General features: G+C 68.2%; 18 protein-coding genes. 8 read left to right on the top strand and 10 right to left on the bottom strand.

Annotated elements, in window-relative coordinates:
* Window positions 1–22: 22 nt before the first annotated feature.
* Window positions 23–1,540, bottom strand: coding sequence for a methyltransferase (locus tag CBF90_RS01760; protein ID WP_242435564.1), 1,518 nt, complete (start codon window positions 1,538–1,540; stop codon window positions 23–25).
* Window positions 1,541–1,668: 128 nt separating this feature from the next.
* Here CBF90_RS01760 and CBF90_RS01755 point away from each other — a divergent pair, with 128 nt between their 5' ends.
* The 4 genes from CBF90_RS01755 (at window position 1,669) to trxA (ending at window position 6,898) form a co-directional block, all read left to right on the top strand.
* Window positions 1,669–3,804, top strand: a complete 2,136-nt coding sequence (locus CBF90_RS01755) for a DUF6049 family protein (protein ID WP_088379742.1) — start codon at window positions 1,669–1,671, stop codon at window positions 3,802–3,804.
* The gene (gene murJ / locus CBF90_RS01750; RefSeq protein WP_088379741.1) at window positions 3,801–5,396 is read left to right on the top strand and encodes a murein biosynthesis integral membrane protein MurJ; all 1,596 of its coding nucleotides are present in this window, start codon (window positions 3,801–3,803) and stop codon (window positions 5,394–5,396) included. Before CBF90_RS01755 ends, murJ begins: the two co-directional genes overlap by 4 nt.
* A gap of 104 nt (window positions 5,397–5,500) precedes the next feature.
* A complete protein-coding gene (trxB, locus tag CBF90_RS01745) occupies window positions 5,501–6,514 on the top strand; it encodes a thioredoxin-disulfide reductase (RefSeq protein ID WP_064955292.1) in 1,014 nt (337 codons plus the stop codon).
* A 60-nt stretch (window positions 6,515–6,574) separates the two neighbouring features.
* Window positions 6,575–6,898 carry a thioredoxin gene (gene trxA / locus CBF90_RS01740; RefSeq protein ID WP_023953450.1) on the top strand — a complete coding sequence of 108 codons (324 nt, stop codon included), beginning with the start codon at window positions 6,575–6,577 and terminating at the stop codon, window positions 6,896–6,898.
* A gap of 78 nt (window positions 6,899–6,976) precedes the next feature.
* Here trxA and CBF90_RS01735 read toward each other — a convergent pair whose 3' ends face one another.
* The 9 genes from CBF90_RS01735 to rpmH form a co-directional block, all read right to left on the bottom strand.
* Window positions 6,977–7,315 (bottom strand): hypothetical protein, encoded by a 339-nt coding sequence (locus CBF90_RS01735; RefSeq protein ID WP_023953449.1) that lies wholly within the window; start codon window positions 7,313–7,315, stop codon window positions 6,977–6,979.
* Window positions 7,316–7,349: 34 nt separating this feature from the next.
* Window positions 7,350–8,333 (bottom strand): ParB/RepB/Spo0J family partition protein, encoded by a 984-nt coding sequence (locus CBF90_RS01730; RefSeq protein WP_071918842.1) that lies wholly within the window; start codon window positions 8,331–8,333, stop codon window positions 7,350–7,352.
* Complete coding sequence (locus CBF90_RS01725) at window positions 8,333–9,262, bottom strand: ParA family protein (protein ID WP_023953447.1); 930 nt, start codon at window positions 9,260–9,262, stop codon at window positions 8,333–8,335. Before CBF90_RS01725 ends, CBF90_RS01730 begins: the two co-directional genes overlap by 1 nt.
* A gap of 147 nt (window positions 9,263–9,409) precedes the next feature.
* Window positions 9,410–10,057 carry a 16S rRNA (guanine(527)-N(7))-methyltransferase RsmG gene (rsmG, locus tag CBF90_RS01720; RefSeq protein WP_088379740.1) on the bottom strand — a complete coding sequence of 216 codons (648 nt, stop codon included), beginning with the start codon at window positions 10,055–10,057 and terminating at the stop codon, window positions 9,410–9,412.
* A complete protein-coding gene (locus CBF90_RS01715) occupies window positions 10,050–10,556 on the bottom strand; it encodes a R3H domain-containing nucleic acid-binding protein (RefSeq protein WP_023953444.1) in 507 nt (168 codons plus the stop codon). The genes rsmG and CBF90_RS01715 overlap by 8 nt, the downstream gene beginning before the upstream one ends.
* 45 nt (window positions 10,557–10,601) lie before the next feature.
* On the bottom strand, window positions 10,602–11,690 hold the full coding sequence (yidC, locus tag CBF90_RS01710; RefSeq protein ID WP_036305434.1) for a membrane protein insertase YidC: 1,089 nt from the start codon (window positions 11,688–11,690) through the stop codon (window positions 10,602–10,604).
* 7 nt (window positions 11,691–11,697) lie between these two features.
* Complete coding sequence (gene yidD / locus CBF90_RS01705; RefSeq protein WP_023953440.1) at window positions 11,698–12,054, bottom strand: membrane protein insertion efficiency factor YidD; 357 nt, start codon at window positions 12,052–12,054, stop codon at window positions 11,698–11,700.
* Window positions 12,051–12,389, bottom strand: a complete 339-nt coding sequence (gene rnpA, locus CBF90_RS01700) for a ribonuclease P protein component (RefSeq protein ID WP_023953438.1) — start codon at window positions 12,387–12,389, stop codon at window positions 12,051–12,053. The genes yidD and rnpA overlap by 4 nt, the downstream gene beginning before the upstream one ends.
* Before the next feature lie 13 nt (window positions 12,390–12,402).
* Window positions 12,403–12,540 carry a 50S ribosomal protein L34 gene (gene rpmH, locus CBF90_RS01695; RefSeq protein WP_036304730.1) on the bottom strand — a complete coding sequence of 46 codons (138 nt, stop codon included), beginning with the start codon at window positions 12,538–12,540 and terminating at the stop codon, window positions 12,403–12,405.
* Window positions 12,541–12,882: 342 nt separating this feature from the next.
* Here rpmH and dnaA point away from each other — a divergent pair, with 342 nt between their 5' ends.
* From dnaA to CBF90_RS01675, 4 genes are all read left to right on the top strand, one after another.
* On the top strand, window positions 12,883–14,262 hold the full coding sequence (gene dnaA / locus CBF90_RS01690) for a chromosomal replication initiator protein DnaA (RefSeq protein ID WP_023953434.1): 1,380 nt from the start codon (window positions 12,883–12,885) through the stop codon (window positions 14,260–14,262).
* A gap of 393 nt (window positions 14,263–14,655) precedes the next feature.
* Entirely contained in the window at window positions 14,656–15,795 is a 1,140-nt protein-coding gene (gene dnaN / locus CBF90_RS01685) for a DNA polymerase III subunit beta (protein WP_023953432.1), read from the top strand.
* A 58-nt stretch (window positions 15,796–15,853) separates the two neighbouring features.
* Window positions 15,854–17,020 (top strand): DNA replication/repair protein RecF, encoded by a 1,167-nt coding sequence (recF, locus tag CBF90_RS01680; RefSeq protein ID WP_023953431.1) that lies wholly within the window; start codon window positions 15,854–15,856, stop codon window positions 17,018–17,020.
* Window positions 17,007–17,495: a DUF721 domain-containing protein gene (locus tag CBF90_RS01675; RefSeq protein ID WP_023953430.1), complete on the top strand. Its 489-nt coding sequence runs from the start codon at window positions 17,007–17,009 to the stop codon at window positions 17,493–17,495. Before recF ends, CBF90_RS01675 begins: the two co-directional genes overlap by 14 nt.
* Window positions 17,496–17,567: the final 72 nt, after the last annotated feature.

Raw genomic sequence — 17,567 nt, 5'->3', positions numbered from 1 at the left:
CCGCCCCTCCCCCAGCCCGGGATCAGCCGGCGAAGTGCAGGAAGCCCGTGAACAGCAGCTCGCGCACGCGCGGCAGCAGGTCGGCGCGGAGCGCTGCCGCATCCACCTCGAGCAGGTCGGCGATCGCGGCGACGAGCACGCCGACGGGCAGGTCGCCGTCACTGGCCCCGACGAGCGCGGCGAGGGCCGGATCGACATCGAGCACGCGCCCGAATCCCGCGCCCTGACGCAGCTCGATGACCTGGGGGTCCTCCACGCCCGGAGTGTGATGGCGTGCCTCGGTCACATCGGGGGCGACCCGCAGCACCGCGGCATCCAGGTCGGCGTCGGTCATGCTCGAGAGGCGCTGCCAGGCGTCGAGCGACTCGCCGATGTGGGGGCCGAGGCCGCCGGGAATGCTTCCGACGATGCGTTCGTAGCGGGCGAGCGTCGGGATGACGGCCGGGCGGTGCAGCGTGATGTAGCCGAATCCGACCGCGGTGACCCCGCGAGCGGCGAAGTCGTCGAGCCACGCCTGCACGAGCGGCGCGTAGGCGGGCGAGCCGGGCGCGGTGCCGCCGTCGCGGACCCACAGCTCGGCGTAGGCGAGCGGATCGAGCTGCTCGCGCTCCACGACCCACGCATCGAGGGCGACGGACGACTCCGATACCCACGAGCGCACCCGGTCCAGCCCGTCCTCGCCGGCGCGGTACTCCCAGTTGCCGAGCAGCTGGGCGACGCCGCCCGGAGCCAGCACCGAGCCGACCTCGCGCACGAAGGCGGCGACGAGGTCGTCGCCCGACATGCCACCGTCGCGGTATTCGTATGCCGGTACGCCCTGGACCCGGGGAGTGATCACGAACGGCGGGTTGGACACGACCCGCTCGAACTGCTCGCCGGCGACCGGCTCGAACAGGCTGCCGAACCGTGTCTCGATTCCATCGACGTCGTTGAGAAGGGCATTCAGGCGCGTGAAAGCGAGGGCGCGTTCCGAGACGTCCGTCGCCACGACGCGGTCCCCCGCGCGCCGCGCACGGAGAGCCTGGATGCCGCATCCCGTGCCGATGTCGAGAACGCGTCCCACCTGCGACGTCAACTGCAGCCCCGCGAGCGTCAGCGACGCGCCGCCGACCCCCAGGACATGCCCTGTGGGCAGTGGTCCGCCCACCGCGGCCTCGTCGAGGTCGCTCGCGATCCACCAGTGGCCCTCGCCTGCGGCATCCGAGATGTCCTGCGGTCGCACGAGGGCGTCGGGCACGACGAGGTCGCCGTCGAGGTGGGCCAGCCCCAGCTCCGTGAGGCCCGCAGCGCCGAGCGAGGGAAGCGCGGCGTCCACCGAGGCGCGGGGAGCCGGCCCTCCCAGGAACAGCAGGCCCGCCAGCACGGCCAGCGCGTCGGTGCGTCCGGCCAGCACGCGCCGCGCGGGTTCGATGAGGCCGTGACCCACCGCGGTGTCGACCATCCCGCCCCAGAGCGCACGCACGGCGTCGGCGCGGTAGCCCGCGGCATCCAGATCGGTACGGAGCGCCGCGCAGCGGCCGGCGTCGGGATGCAGGGTCACTCCCCCATTCAACCGTGCGGGCCACCGAATAGCCGCATGGCCCGGCCCGCCTCGGATGACGCACAGCGGGCCCGCCCTAGACTCTGTGCGACCCTGCGGTCGGGTATCGCAGCGGGTCGAGAACCGCCATGACCGACATTTCCCCTGCCACCGCCCGCGCCCGTCGCGGCCGTCGCGGTGCCCGCGTGCTGAGCTGGCTCGCGGCCGCAGCGATCGTCGTGGCACCGCTGGCGTCTCCCGCGTCCGCTCTCGCCGAGACGTCGCCGAGCTCCAGCTCGACGCCGGACGTCAGCCCGACGCCGGGGACCCCGGGGATCGCCTCGCTCATCGCCGCGCCGGCCAACGGCGGAACCGTCGCGACCGGCACCGACGCGCTCATCTCGGTGGATCAGCGGAACGGGTCGCCGCGCCCCCTTCCCGCCGGCACCGTCTCGGTCTCGCTGTCACGGTCAGCCCTGGCGTCGCAGCAGGCGGTCGTCGACTGGCTCCGCCCCGGCGACGACGCGGAAGAGGCGCTTCCGGTCTTCGAGGAGGTCGCGCGCGCCGATGTCGCCGAGCTCGCGGCAGGTGACGAACGCGCCACGAACGTGTCGATCTCCGCGACGGAGAAGGACCTCGTCGGCCTCGCCCCCGGGGTCTACCCGGTCGCCGTGTCCGGTCCGGGTGGTTCATCGCGGACGGTCATCACGGTGCCCCGTACCGACGCCCCGCCGCGCTCGACCACCGTCATCGTCCCGATCACCGCGGGAGCCCGCACCTCGGGACTGCTCACGGCGACGGAGCTCACGGAGCTCACGGCCGAGAACGGAGCCCTCAGCGCGACGCTCAACGCTGTCACGGGCACCCCGGCGGTGCTCGCGGTCGACCCCGCGATCGTCGCCTCGATCCGCGTCCTGGGCTCGAGCGCACCGGCCACCGCCACGGGCTGGCTCGCGAGCCTCATGGCTCTGCCCAATGAGCGCTTCGCCCTGCAGTTCGGCGACGCCGACCTCGCGACGCAGGTGCACGCCGGTCTGATGGCGCCGCTCGAGCCCACGACCCTCGCCCCGTACGCCGATCCGGCGAACTTCAGCGCCGCCGGTTCCACCACTGCCGAGGGCGTACCCGATCTGCGGCAGCTGCTGGCCGTGGGCACGGCGGCGAACACCGTCCGCGACATCTTCTGGCCCGCCGGCGGCACCGCGGGACCCGACGTCGTCGCGGCCATCGACGCGCAGGCCGGGGCGGACGCCGATGCGCTCACCCTCGTCCCGTCCGACACCGTCTCCGGCGGTGACGGCGGCGTCCGCGCCGCCACGGGCGACGCGGATCTCCTCGTGTACGACGACCTGGTCTCCGCCGAGCTCGCACGCGTTGCGGCCGCCTCCGACGACGCGCCGGTCCGCAGCGCGGAACTCGCCGCCGCCACGGCGCAGGTCGCCCTGAGCGGCGAGGGCCCCCTCGTCGCAACGATCGATCGTCCCGCGACGACCTCGCGCGCCGGTGTGAGGACGGCCATCACCGCGATCACGGGCGCTGCGGGCGCCGCGCCGACGTCGCTGCAGGATCTGCGTGCCGCCGCGCCCGGGCAGGTCGCCGTCGCCGACATCCCCGCCGATGCCGACCGCGTCGCGGCCCTGCAGCGTTTCCTCGCCGACGAAGAGCGCCTGGCGACCTTCGCGACCGCCCTGGTCGAACCCACCCAGCTGACGGCACGCGAACGCACCGCCATCCTGCAGCTGATCGGCGACGCGTGGCTGACCGAGCCGACCGCGTGGGCAGCTGCCGTCGCGCAGCACGAGGAGAACACCGAGAGCACGCTGGATGCCGTCGGCATCGCGAACCCCGGCACCATCAACTTCCTCGCCACGAGCGCCCCGATTCCCGTCACGGTCCGCAACGACCTGCCCTGGCCGGTCTCCCTCGTGCTGTTCGCCGAGACCGGGGACCCCCGCCTGATCGTGCAGAAGGCGACGGTCGTCGAAGCGGGCGCGCAGCAGAACACGCGTGTCGACGTGCCGGTCGAGGCACGCGTCGGAAGCGGCGAGACGACACTCAGCCTGCAGCTGCGGAGCACCTCGGCAGTGCCGATCGGCGCACCCGAGGCCATCGGCCTCACGGTGCGCGCGGAGTGGGAGTCGGTCGGGATCACAGCGATCATCGTGATCGTCGTCGTCCTCATCGCGGGCGGCGTGATCCGAACGATTCTGAAGCTGCGGCGTCGGCGGAGCGAGACCGCCTCCGAACAGAACGACATCCCCGAACAGCAGGAGAGCATCGAGTGAGCGGAATCGGCCGGGCAGGAGCGGTCGTCGCCGCGGGAACACTCGTCTCCCGGGTCACGGGCCTCGTGCGCAACATCGTGCTCGCGGCGGCACTGGGTACCGTGGGCGCCGGCGCGGCGGACGCCTTCACGCTCGCCACGCAGCTGCCCAACAACATCTATGCGATCATCTCCTCCGGCCTCCTGGCCGGCGTGATCGTCCCCCAGATCATCCAGGCGGCCAAGCACCGCGACGGCGGCAGTGCCTTCGTGTCCAAGCTGCTGACCCTCGGGGTGATCGCCTTGGCGGTGACGACGGCGCTGGCGGTCATCGCCGCCCCGTTGCTCGTGGTCGCGTACGGCGACAAACTCGCGCCCGAGACGCAGGCGCTGGCGCTGGCATTCGCCTACTGGTGTCTCCCCCAGCTGCTCTTCTACGGCTTGTACGCGCTGCTCGGCGAGATCCTGAACGCCCGTCGGGTCTTCGGGCCGTTCGCGTGGTCACCGATCATCAACAACGTCGTCTCGATCGTGGGCTTCCTGGTGTTCATCTGGATGTTCGGCGTCCGTGAGGATGCCGCGGGCTGGACCCCGACGATGGTCGCGATCATGGGTGGCACCGCGACGCTCGGCATCGTGTTCCAGGCCCTCGTCCTGCTGCTCTTCTGGCGTCGTGCCGGACTGCGCGTTCGGCCGGACTTCCAGTGGCGCGGCATCGGACTCCGGCACATAGGACGATTGGCCGGATGGACGTTCCTCATGGTCGTCGTCGGTCAGATCGCGGGGCTCATCCAGACCAACATCGTCGGCTCGGCGTCATCGAGCGGTCCGTCGATCGCCGTCCTGTCATACGCCTGGCTCGTCTTCATGCTCCCCTTCTCGGTGATCGTGCTGTCGATCGGCACGCCATACTTCACGCGCCTCAGCGAACACGTCTCCGCGAACCGGCCTGACGCACTGCGGGCCGACCTGGATTCGGCGACCCGCACCATCGGGATCTTCATGGTCGGTGCCCTCGCGGCAATCGTGGCCGCGATCGTTCCGATCTCCCGCGTCTTCACGAAGACCCCGGATGCCGCCCAGGCGTTCGCCTGGGTGCTCGCGGCGTACCTGGTGGCCCTCCTGCCCCTGTCGTTCCAGTTCGTGCTCCAGCGGACGTTCTACGCCCACCAGGACACCCGCACCCCGTTCTTCTTCACCCTCGCCCAAGCGGTGCTCGTCGTCGTCACCGCCCTCATCGCCGCCGCGATGCTGCCCCTCGAGCACCTCGCTGTCGGCATCGCCCTCGGTCAGTCGCTCGCGAACGTCGTGCAGCTCGCTCTCGCCGTCATCCTGCTGCGACGCAAGATCGGCCCACTCGGCCTCGGCGGAGCCGTCCGCGCGGTCGTCCGCTTCATCGTCGCCGGCATCCCGGCCGCCGCCGTCGGCTGGCTCGTCTTCGCCCTTCTCGGCGGCAGTGCGGGCTGGGTCACCGGCGGCTACCTCGGAGCCCTGTTCGGCGGCGCCGTCATCGGCCTGGCGACCCTCGCCGTCTACGTCATCCTCCTCGCGCTCCTCCGCGCGCCGGAGCTCGGCACAGCCGTTCGCACGGTGCGCCGCATCCTCGGCCGCTGACACCTCTCCCTCACGGCCGCCGGGGAATGCCCCGCGGCTACCATGGGTTGGACGTGTCGGGGTATCCGCGACGCGGATTCCAGACCCCAGAAAGGGATGTCGACGTGCGACAGGTCATCATCATCGGATCCGGCCCGGCCGGCTACACGGCTGCGATCTACGCGGCACGCGCGAACCTGAAGCCGCTGCTGATCGCGAGCTCGGTCGAAGCGGGCGGCGAGCTGATGAACACCACCGAGGTCGAGAACTTCCCCGGCTTCCCCGAGGGCATCATGGGGCCCGACCTCATGACCAAGATGCAGGAGCAGGCCGAGAAGTTCGGCACCGAGGTCCTCTACGACGACGTCGTCGAGCTCGACATCGACGGCCCCGTCAAGAAGGTCACCCTCGGCAGCGGCGCCACCCACGAGGCCGACAGTCTCGTCTTCGCGACCGGTTCGGCCCCGCGCAAGATCGGCATCGAGGGCGAGAGCCGCCTCTCCGGACGCGGGGTGTCGTACTGCGCCACCTGCGACGGCTTCTTCTTCCGCGAGCGCACGATCGCCGTCGTCGGCGGTGGCGACTCGGCCATGGAGGAGGCGACCTTCCTGACGAAGTTCGCCTCGAAGGTGTATGTCATCCACCGCCGGGACGAGCTGCGCGCCTCGAAGATCATGCAGAACCGCGCGATGAACAACGACAAGATCGAGTTCATCTGGAACAGCGAGGTCGCCGACATTCTGGGTGAGGATGCCGTCACGGGCGTCGTCCTCCGCGACACGGTCGACGGCTCGACCCGCGAGCTCGCGCTCGACGGCATCTTCGTCGCCATCGGGTACGACCCGCGCACGCACCTCGTGCACGGTTCGCTCGACCTGACCGAGCACGGCACCGTGTGGGTCGACGGTCGTTCGTCGCGCACGTCGGTCCCCGGTGTCTTCGCGGCCGGCGACGTCATCGACCCGACCTACCGTCAGGCGGTCACCGCTGCCGGAAGCGGCACGGTCGCAGCCCTCGACGTCGAGCACTACCTCGCCGCCCTGGGTGAGGCATCCGAGCCCGCCGCTGACAGCTCGCCGCTGCGCGGCCGCCCCGACGAAGGACTCGAGTCGCTCGTCGCCGAGACCGAGACGGCCTGACGGAACAATTCCCACGCCCGCGTCGTTGACGTAGGCGACACCCTTTCGAAGGAGATCACCATGACCGCCAAGGCCACGACCGAGAGCACCTGGCAGCAGGACGTCCTCGACGCCGATGGACCCGTCCTCGTCGACTTCTGGGCCGCGTGGTGCGGTCCCTGCCGCATGGTCGGACCCATCCTCGACGAGATCGCTACCGAGCACCCCGAGAAGATCACCGTGCTCAAGCTGAACGTCGACGAGAACCCCAACCTTGCCATGCAGTACCAGATCACCTCCATCCCCGCGATGAAGGTCTTCAACAAGGGCGAGGTCGAGAAGACGATCATCGGTGCCAAGCCGAAGTTCGCTCTCGAGCAGGACCTCGCTTCGTACATCGGCTGACATCCAGACGAAACAAGCCCCGGTCAGATCATTGATCTGACCGGGGCTTTTTCTATCAGCGCAAGTTCGCTGTGCGGCTCAGGATGCGTCGGCTGTCGTCGCAGCATCCCACCGGCGGTGCGGTTCGCTGCCGAGCAGACGCCACACGGCACGGGTCAACTCGGGGTGATCCATCGCGATCTGTCGCAGCACGCGGTAGTTGCGAGCCGCGCTGGGACGCCCACCGCCGTAGGCGGCGATGTTCTCGGCCCGCAGCATGAGGACGACGAGCTCGTCGACCGACGGCAGCTCCTCCATGAACTCCCACGGGTCTTCACCCGCACGAAGACGCTCCTCGACGAGCACCGACAACTCGTCGGCGGCCTCAGCGCGCAGCAGCTCGACGCTGGCTCGCTTGGGGTTCTGCTCGTCGTTCACCGAACAAGCCTACGTCGCGCCACCGACACCGGCGTCAGCGTGCGCCGTACGCGTTCTCGCCCAGCTCCGCGAGGATCCGGTTCAGGTCCTGGATCGTCGCGAAGTCGACGACGATCTGGCCCTTCCGCGCACCGAGCGAGATCTTCACCTTGGTGTCGAGACGATCGCCGAGGCGTCCCGCCACTTCGTCGAGGTGCGCCCGAACTCCCCCCGCCTTGGGGGTGGGGCGTCGGGTGCCGGCTGCCTCGATGGTCTTGGCGGCGGCCTCGGCGGCCCGAACCGAGAGGTCTTCGTTGACGATCTTGTCCGCCAGGCGCTGCATCGCATCGGCGCCGTCGACAGAGAGGATCGCGCGGGCGTGACCCGCACTGAGAACACCCGCCGCGACACGTTGCTGAACCGGCACCGGCAGCCGCAGCAGGCGAATGGTGTTGCTGATCTGCGGGCGCGACCGTCCGATCCGGGTCGCGAGCTCCTCCTGCGTGATCCCGAAGTCCTCGAGCAGCTGCTGGTACGCGGATGCCTCTTCCAGCGGGTTCAGCTGGGAGCGGTGCAGGTTCTCGAGCAGCGCGTCGCGGAGGAGATTCTCGTCCGACGTGTCGCGCAGGACGGCCGGGATCGCCGTCAGACCGGCCTCGCGAGCGGCGCGGGTGCGGCGCTCACCCATGATCAGCTCGTACTTGCCGTCCTCGTTCGTGCGGACGACGACCGGCTGGAGGACGCCGAACTCTCGCACACTGTGGACCAGTTCGGCGAGGTCGTCACTGTCGAAGTGGGTGCGCGGCTGCCGCGGGTTGGGCACGATCTCGTTCGGATCGACCTGGATGAGGGCGGTTCCGGGGATCGAGACGAGCTCGGGAGCATCGTCTTTCGCCGCGTCAGGGGATGCCGGGGGCTCGACGGTGGTCGTCGCACCCTTGGCACCGGGGAAGAAGACGTCGACGGGGCGCGCCTCCGTCGCCTCCGACGTGGGGATGAGTGCGCCGATTCCTCGGCCCAATCCGGTGCGCTTGGCCATCAGGCTTCTCCCTTGTTTCCTCGTGCTGCGGCAGTCGCTCGCTGAGCGATCTCGACGGCTGCCTCGCGATACGCCACCGCGCCGGCCGACTGCCCATCGTAAGCGATCACGGTCTGACCGAAGCTCGGTGCTTCCGAGACACGCACCGATCGCGGGATCACCGTACGAAGCACCTCCTTCGGGAAGTGCGAGCGCACCTCCTCCGCCACCTGCTGCGCCAGACGCGTGCGCCCGTCGTACATCGTCAGGAGGATCGTCGAGAGGTGAAGCCGGCTGTTCAGATGCTTCTGAATCATCGAGACACTGCCGAGGAGCTGGCTCAGGCCTTCCAGCGCGTAGTACTCGCACTGGATCGGGATCAGCAGTTCGTGCGCGGCGGTGAAAGCGTTGATAGTCAGAAGCCCGAGAGAAGGCGGGCAGTCGATGATGACGAAGTCGATGCGCTCCTCGGTAGACGCGAGATAGTCCTCGACGGCCGTGCGGAGGCGATGCTCCCGCGCAACCTGCGAGACCAGTTCGATCTCGGCGCCGGCCAGATGGATCGTGCTCGGCGCGCAGAGGAGATTGGGTGACTCCGGACTCACCTGGACGATGTCCGACAGGGGGAACTGATCGATCAACACGTCATACACGCTGGGGATATCGGCACTGTGCGGGACCCCGAGTGCCGTCGAAGCATTCCCCTGGGGATCGAGATCGATAACGAGGACGCGAGCGCCGAGCGAAGCGAGAGAAGCCGAGAGATTGACTGCCGTCGTCGTCTTGCCCACGCCACCCTTCTGATTCGACACGGTGATGACACGCGTATCGCCGGAAAAATCGATCGATACGGCATCCAACGCGCGCCGGCGCGACGACAGATCGGCCAGTTCACGCGCCAGGGGAGAATCGAACGTCAGCGACGCGCGGCCCGATTCCGGTTCTGCCATTCGTTCAACTCCTCAGTTCCTGATCTCACTCTACGGATGCCCTGCGACGTTTCACGTGAAACGGGGCGGCGACGTTTCAGGTGAAACGCGGGTGGTGATGTTTCACGTGAAACGTGGGAGGGTCTGGCCGACGTTTCACGTGAAACATCACCTCACGGTCGCGCGAATGACGCGCGTGGGTTCCGTGAGTACCGACTCCCCCACGGTCTCGACGCGAACATCCTGGAGCCGGAACCGACGAATCGCCTTCTCGGCGGCAGCAATCTCCGCCTCGGCATTGGCACCCTTCAACAGGATGAGCTCGCCACCGTCACGCACAAGCGGAGCGGTGATCGGAACGAGCGTGCGCAGCGCACTGACCGCGCGCGCGGTCACAGCGTCCAGGGCGCCGGCGTCGCTCCATTCCTCGGCTCGCGTGCGAACGATCTCAACGTTCTTCAGTCCGAGGGCGGAAACCTGCTCCGTAAGCCACGCGACGCGACGCTCCATGGTCTCGATGAGAACCCATTCGACGTCCGGTCTTGCGATGGCCAGGACGAGGCCCGGAAGACCGGCGCCCGAGCCGACATCTCCGACGCGTCCGCTGAAGAGGGGCGCTGCGGCCGCGCAGTTCAGAACGTGCCGCGTCCAAAGTCGCGGGAGCTCGAGTGGACCGATGAGCCCGCGTTCCTCACCGTGCTCCGCAAGAGATGCGGTGTAGCGCCGCGCGAGGTCGGCGTGCGACCCGAAGAGCACCTCGACCGCAGCGGTGGGCTCTTGCTCGATCACGGGTGTTTCACGTGAAACGTCAGCCATGACGGATGACGGTGTGGCGATCCGCGCCCTCGCCGTACGACTCGGAGACGACCCCACGCTCGGAGGCGATGTCGTGCACCAGCTTGCGCTCGTAGCTCGACATCGCGGGCAGCGACGCCTGCGATGCGCCATCGTTGAGACGCTCGACCGCACGGTCGACCAGACGCTCGAGTTCGCGCCGGCGGGCGTCGCGCGACCCTCCGATATCGAGGATGAGGCGCGAGAAGCGTCCTGTCTTCGTCTGAACGGCGATCCGAGTCAGCTCCTGCACCGCTTGCACGACATCCGGATCCGACAGCACGCGGAGCGAGTTCGGGTCGTCGGCTTCCACCGACACGTAGGCACGGCCGGCTCGCACATCGAGATCGAGGTCACCATCGATGTCGGCGATGTCGAGCAGACCCTCGAGGTAGTCAGCAGCGATGTCGCCTTCGCGCTCGAGCTCTTCGACCGTGGCGTCGGGGCGTTCGGTCGTCGGGGACTCGGTGGGGTTCGTCATGATTCCTCGCGTGGTTGGATCTGTGCGATGCGGATGCCGGCAGGGTCAGCCCTGCGAGCCGTCCTTGTTCGACTGCTTCTTCGCGCGCTGCTTGCTCAGCGGCTGCTGACGCTTCGGCTGAGCCGCGCGGGCACGCTCGGCCTCTTCGAGGAGCCGCTGCTGCTCGGCTTCGTACTTCTCCATCGACACGACGCGGCCCTTGGAATCGAGGGCCTTGCCCTTGCGCGCGAGCCGCTCCTCGCGGGCCTTCGCCGCCTCCGAACCGGGGGTCGGAAGGTTGCGGATGACGATGAACTGCTGGGCCATGGTCCAGATGTTCGAGGTGAACCAGTACATGACGACGCCGAGCGGGAAGAAGACGCCCGAGAAGATGAACGCCAGCGGAAGGACGTAGAGCATGATCTTCTGCATCTGGTACGCCTGACCGGTCTTGGCCTCGGGCGACAGGTTCTTCGAGATGATCTGCAGCTGGGTGATGAACTGCGACGCGATCATCAGCACGACCAGGATCACGAGGATCGTCACGGTGGCCGTCTGCCCGAGGTTGATCGCCTCGATCATGTTCGTGTGAAGCGGCGCCACATCGAACAGCTGCGCATCGTAGAACTGCTTCGTCAGGTCGACGTTGAGCAGACCCACGCCGCCCACGCCCCACTCCGCGTGCTTCTTGACGTCGCTGAGCGTGTAGAACATGCCCAGGAGGATGGGCATCTGCACGAGGAGCGGCAGACAGCTCGACACCGGCGTCGTTCCGTGCTTCTTGTACAGCGCCATCGTCTCGCGGCTCATGGCCTCTCGAGACAGCTGGTCGCGCTTGCCGCGGTACTTCTCCTGGATCTTGCGCATCTCGGGCGCGAGCTCCATCATCTTCCGCTGGCTCTTGATCTGCCGCACGAACAGCGGGATCAGCGCCGAGCGCACGACGATGACCAGGCCGATGATCGACATGACCCAGGTGGCGCCTGCCGCGGCCGGCATCCCGAGAGCCGTCAGGACCCAGTGCCAGAACACCAGGATCGCCTCGACCAGGAACTTGAACGGCCACATGATCGTGCTGAAGAAGTCAGCACCGCCGGGAGGAGGAGTCGTCGGGGTCGGCACGACGGGAGTCGGCGTGGCGAGGAAGAGATCCAGCACGGGATCAGTCCTTTCTCGGCGGCACGACGAAGCCGTGCCTGGTCAGGGTGTGGCGGAAGTCCCGGTGGGTGGGAACGTCGTCGACGCCCCCCGCTGCCCACGGGTGGCATCGGGCGAGCCGAGCGGCGGCGAGGGCGGAGCCCTTCGCGAGACCGTGCTGCTGCACGGCTCCCACCGCATACGCGGAACAGCTCGGGTAGTACTTGCAGACGTCGCCGTACAGCGGCGATACGACGGACCGGTATGCGTGGAGCAGCGCGATCCCCGCGTTGCGAGGAGCGAGGGGGATGGCGCGGAGAACGGATGCCGCGGTCAGGTGTCCATCGCCGACGGAGGCCGTCGGGAGCGTCGACCAGCTCATACCGCCGCACGTCGTCGCAGACACCGCTCCACCTCGTCTCTCAGATCCGCGAAATCCGAGCGCGCCGCAGAGGGGAGCGCTCGGATGACGATGTCGGCGCCCTCGCGGACGTCGGGAAGGGCCTGCGCGCAAACGGCCTTCAGCCGTCGGCGCACTGTATTGCGCACGACGGCTGATCCGACTTGCTTGCTGACGATGAAACCGAAGCGGGGAGCTCGGCTCGCACCGGTGGACACCACGTAGGTCACGGTGTGCGCACCGGCACAGCGAGCACCCCCGCGGACGACGGCCTTGTAATCCGCCCCGCGCGTGATCCGGTTTCCGCGCGCCAGCACAGAAGAGGCTGTGTCAGGCCGACAGCTCGGTGCGGCCCTTGCCGCGGCGAGCCGACAGGATGGCGCGACCGGCGCGGGTGCGCATGCGGGCGCGGAAGCCGTGCTTCTTGGCGCGGCGGCGGTTGTTGGGCTGGAACGTGCGCTTGCTCATAGGGATCACTCCGGATCGGCGGTCACCGGAACGCTTCAGACCGGGGACACGGGGGTACAGGACTGCCCTCGCGGGCATAAGTCAACCGACTAAGGGTACGTCGCGTTCTCCTGTAACTCAAACCGGAGCGATGGGAACCCGCAATTATCCACCGCTGTGCACAGGCCCTGGCGGCGACACGCGGGCCGGAACTACAGTGGATTTGGCGCTCCCGACACCGCATGACTAGCGTGTCACGGGCAGTTATCCACAGCTATCCCCAGTTTGGCGCGTAGCTGTGTGGACAAGCATCGATCATCCGCGGGGGAACTCTTGGCTCAGCACGATCTCCCGGACGTCCCGGTGTGGAACGCGGTCCTCGACCTGCTCGCCGACGATGACCGGGTGACCCCCCAGATGCAGGGGTTCCTGAGTCTCGCCGTCGCACAGGGTGTCATGGGAGGAACGCTCTACCTCGACGTTCCGAACGACCTCACCGCCGCTCAGCTCAACAAGCGACTGCGTCAGCCCATCATGGAGGCCCTCGCGCACGTGCACGTCGAGCCGGGCGCCTCGAGCTACCGCGTCGTCGTGAATCCCGAGCTCGCCGACGCCCACCTGACGGCCCCGATCCCGGTCCAGTCCGCGGCCGCGCCCGCGCCGCTGCGGCCGGCCGGCGAAGAGTACGTCGAGGCCCCCGTCTCGACCTCCCGCCACGACACCCGGCTCAACCCGAAGTACACGTTCGACAACTTCGTCATCGGCCAGTCCAACCGCTTCGCCCACGCGGCCGCCGTCGCCGTCGCCGAGGCTCCGGCCAAGGCGTACAACCCGCTGTTCATCTACGGCGACTCGGGGCTCGGCAAGACGCACCTGCTCCACGCGATCGGCGACTACGCGCTCAACCTGTACACCGGCATCCGCGTGCGGTACGTCTCGAGCGAAGAGTTCACCAACGACTTCATCAACTCGATCGCCAACAACCGCGGATCGGCCTTCCAGGCGCGCTACCGCGAGGTCGACATCCTGCTCATTGACGACATCCAGTTCCTGCAGGGTCGCGCCGAGACCCAGGAAGCATTCTTCCACACCTTCAACACGCTCCACGACCACGACAAGCAGGTCGTGATCACGAGCGACGTGCCCCCTCGCCACCTGACCGGCTTCGAAGACCGCATGCGCAGCCGCTTCGAGTGGGGCCTGATCACCGATGTCCAGGCGCCCGACCTCGAGACCCGTATCGCGATCCTGCGGAAGAAGGCGCAGTCCGAGCGTCTCCTCGTCCCCGACGACGTCCTGGAATACATCGCCACGAAGGTCTCGTCGAACATCCGCGAGCTCGAGGGCGCCCTCATCCGGGTGTCGGCGTTCGCGAGCCTCAACCGCTCGAACCTCGACATCTCCCTCGCGCAGACCGTGCTGCGCGACATCGTGGATCAGGATGACGCGAACGTCATCTCCCCCACCGACATCATCAACGCGACCGCGCAGTACTTCCGCCTTTCCGTCGACGACCTCTACGGCTCGAGCCGATCGCAGGCCGTGGCGACCGCCCGGCAGATCGCGATGTACCTCTGCCGCGAGCGCACGAGCCTGTCGCTGCCGAAGATCGGTCAGCTCTTCGGCAACCGCGACCACACGACCGTGATGTACGCCTACAAGAAGATCAGCGAGCTCATGAAGGAGCGCCGCTCGATATACAACCAGGTCTCCGAGATCACCTCGCAGCTCGGCCGTCGCTGAGCTCAGCTTGACAGGGGTCGCACGACGGCCCATCATGCGGTTCTGCACAGTGTGGAAAACCTGTGGATAACTTCGATTCGTCGTCGAAGAGTTGTGAACGAATCACACATCTCCTGTGGATCGCCGCTCGAGCCGCATCCGTCGGCGCTCGACGTCATCCCACGCTCATCCGCAGCCGGCTCACAAGTTACAAACGTGTGGTTCCCCTCTCTCGACTGGGATCGAGCGAGTTGTCCACAGTTTCCACAGCGGAGATGAAGAAGACAGTTACATCTAGAGATTTTGCGATTCGATCACCTCGACGGCGGTGAGGCCGGTCGCAACGGTGCTTCAGGAACCGCTCGGGATGGGCACTAGCATGGGAGAGCTTTCATCCACGACAAGGGAGCGCCAGTGAAGTTCCAGGTCAATCGCGACGTCTTCAGCGAGGCTGTGTCGTTCGTCGTGAAGCTCCTCCCCCAGCGCAACCCGCAGCCGATCCTCGCGGGTGTGCTCATCGAAGCCACCGACACCGGTCTCTCGCTGTCGGCTTTCGACTACGAGGCGTCCGCACGCACGACCATCGAGGCCACGGTCGACGAACCCGGCACGATCCTCGTGCACGGCCGTCTGCTGTCGGAGATCGCCAGCCGTCTGCCGAACGCGCCGATCCAGATCGCCGTCGACGACGACGGGATCCTGCTCACATGCGGCTCGGCGCGCTTCACGCTCGCGTCGATGCCGGTGCAGGAATATCCCGCGATCCCCGAGGTCTCGGGCGAATCCGGTGTCGTGCCCGCCGAGGACTTCGCCACGGCGATCTCGCAGGTCGCCTTCGCGGCATCGCGCGACGACGTGACTCCCGTTCTGACCGGTGTCCAGCTCGAGGTGACCGGAACGCAGCTCAGCCTCGTCGCCACCGACCGCTACCGCGTCGCGCTCCGCGACATCCCGTTCGACAGCGGGATCGTCGCCGACGAGAACACGACCACGGCTCTCGTCCCGGCGCGCACCCTGACCGAGGTGGGCAAGACGTTCGCCCACTCGGGTGACATCACCGTCTCGTTCTCGGGATCGGGAGACCGCGAGATCATCGCCTTCACGGCCGGCAACAAGACGGTCACGTCGCTGCTGATCAAGGGCAACTTCCCGCCGGTTCGGCGCCTGTTCCCCGAGGCGACCGATCACCACGCGGTCGTCAACACGGGTGAGCTCATCGAGGCCGTGCGCCGCGTGGCCCTGGTGCTCGATCGCTCCGCTCCGCTGCGTTTCACGTTCGGTGCCGACGGGGTATCGATGGATGCATCCGGTACCGAGCAGGCGCGCGCGACCGAATCGGTCGACGCGACGCTGACCGGCGAGGAGGTCGTGATCGGCCTCAACCCGCAGTACCTGCTCGAGGCGCTCGCGGCGGTCAAGAGCGAGTTCACGCGTGTCACGTTCACGTCGAGCGAGAACGCGAACAAGCTCAGCCCGATCCTCATCACGCCCCAGACGTCGGGCGGCGTCGAGTCGTTCAAGTACCTCCTGCAGCCCAACCTGCTCCTGCGCTGATCGTCCGGGGCAGGGCCCACCGCGGTGGGCTGTCGGAGACGCGAACTAGGGTGATCTGATGATCGTGGAGCAGTTGAGCCTGGTGGACTTCCGCAACTACGCGGCCGCCGAGCTCTCTCTCGCTCCCGGGGCGAACGTGTTCGTCGGCCGTAACGGTCAGGGCAAGACCAACCTCGCCGAGGCGATCGGGTATTTCGCGACGCTCGGTTCGCACCGGGTCTCGCAGGACGCGCCGATGGTGCGCGACGGCGCGGATGCCGCCTTCGTCCGGGCCCGGCTCGCCCACGGACAGCGTCGGGTGCAGCTCGAAGCGCAGCTCAATCGCGCCGGGTCGAACAAGGCCCGCGTCAACGGATCACCGGTGCGCACCGCTGAGCTCCCCCGATACGCGCAGGTCGTGCTCTTCGCGCCCGAAGACCTGCAGATCGTCCGAGGCGATCCCTCGGCTCGTCGTCGCTTCGCCGATCAGCTCCTCATCCAGCGCGCACCGCGTCTGGCGGGTGTGCTCGCCGACTACGACCGGGTCCTGAAACAGCGCAACGCACTGCTGAAGTCGGCCCGCGCGCGCGGCATCCGGGGCGACGGCCTCTCGACGCTCGAGGTGTGGGACGACAAGCTCGTCACCCTCGGCACCGACGTCATCCGCGCCCGCCTGCGGCTGGCGGCCGAACTCACCGGCCCCGTCGCTCGCGCCTACGCCGCCATCGCCGGTGCCGATCACCGCCCCCAGCTGCAGTGGGCACTGTCGGTGGGCGGCGCCGACCCGGAAGAGGACGACTCCCCCGCCGAATCCGGTGTCGCCGACGCCGCGGCGATCGAGCAGCTCTTCCGTGCCGCCCTCGCCGATCGTCGCAGCACCGAGCTCGAGCGCGGCATCACGCTCGTCGGCCCGCATCGCGACGATCTGATCCTGCGCATCCGCGATCTGCCGGTGAAGGGCTACGCGTCACACGGCGAATCGTGGTCCGTCGCGCTGTCGCTGCGGCTCGCATCGGCCGAGCTGCTGCGCGCCGAGTCCACGCTGGGTGATCCGATCGTCATCCTCGACGACGTCTTCGCCGAGCTCGACGCCGATCGTCGCTCGCGGCTGGCGGGCATCGTGGCCGACTACGAGCAGGTCATCGTCACGGCGGCGGTCGCCGAAGACGTTCCCCTCGGTCTGCGGGCCCGCACCGTCCGGGTCGAGGCGGGCACGCTGCATGAGGATTCCGATGCTGCCGTCTGACGAGGCTCCCGAGACCATCTCCACCTATCTCCGCCTCCGCGGGCTCGAACCGTCGGGGCGGTGGAAGAAACGCAGGCGGCAGCGGACCGACGACGACGAGAACCAGCCCTTCACCTCCGGGCGCGATCCGAAGGGGCTCGGTGACGTGATCGCCGACCTCACTCGTCAGGCCGGATGGGACGCGCAGCTCTCGCGCGAAGACCTCGTGCTGCGGTGGGCGGAGGTCGCCGGCGAGGAGACCGCGCGGCACGCCTCGCCGGTTGCGCTCTCCGACGGCGTTCTGACCGTGCAGTGCGACTCGACGGCGTGGGCGAAGAACCTTCACCTCATGCGGACCGTCATCACGACGCAGCTCGTGAAAGCGTTCCCACAGTCGGGCGTGCAGTCGGTGCGTTTCGTAGGCCCGGACGTCCCCTCCTGGAAATGGGGCCCCAGAGCCGTTCCAGGCCGTGGCCCTCGCGATACCTACGGTTGAGCCACGTCCCCAGTCGTCGAATCCGACTTTCGTTCGCCATACGGGCGCTGAGCGCCGCGTGAGAGCGCCTGA

This window comes from Microbacterium sp. AISO3, from assembly GCF_002204305.1.
Taxonomy (GTDB): domain Bacteria; phylum Actinomycetota; class Actinomycetes; order Actinomycetales; family Microbacteriaceae; genus Microbacterium; species Microbacterium arborescens.
The sequence above is the reverse complement of the archived record's forward strand: the minus strand, read 5'-3'. Positions and strand labels throughout refer to the sequence as shown.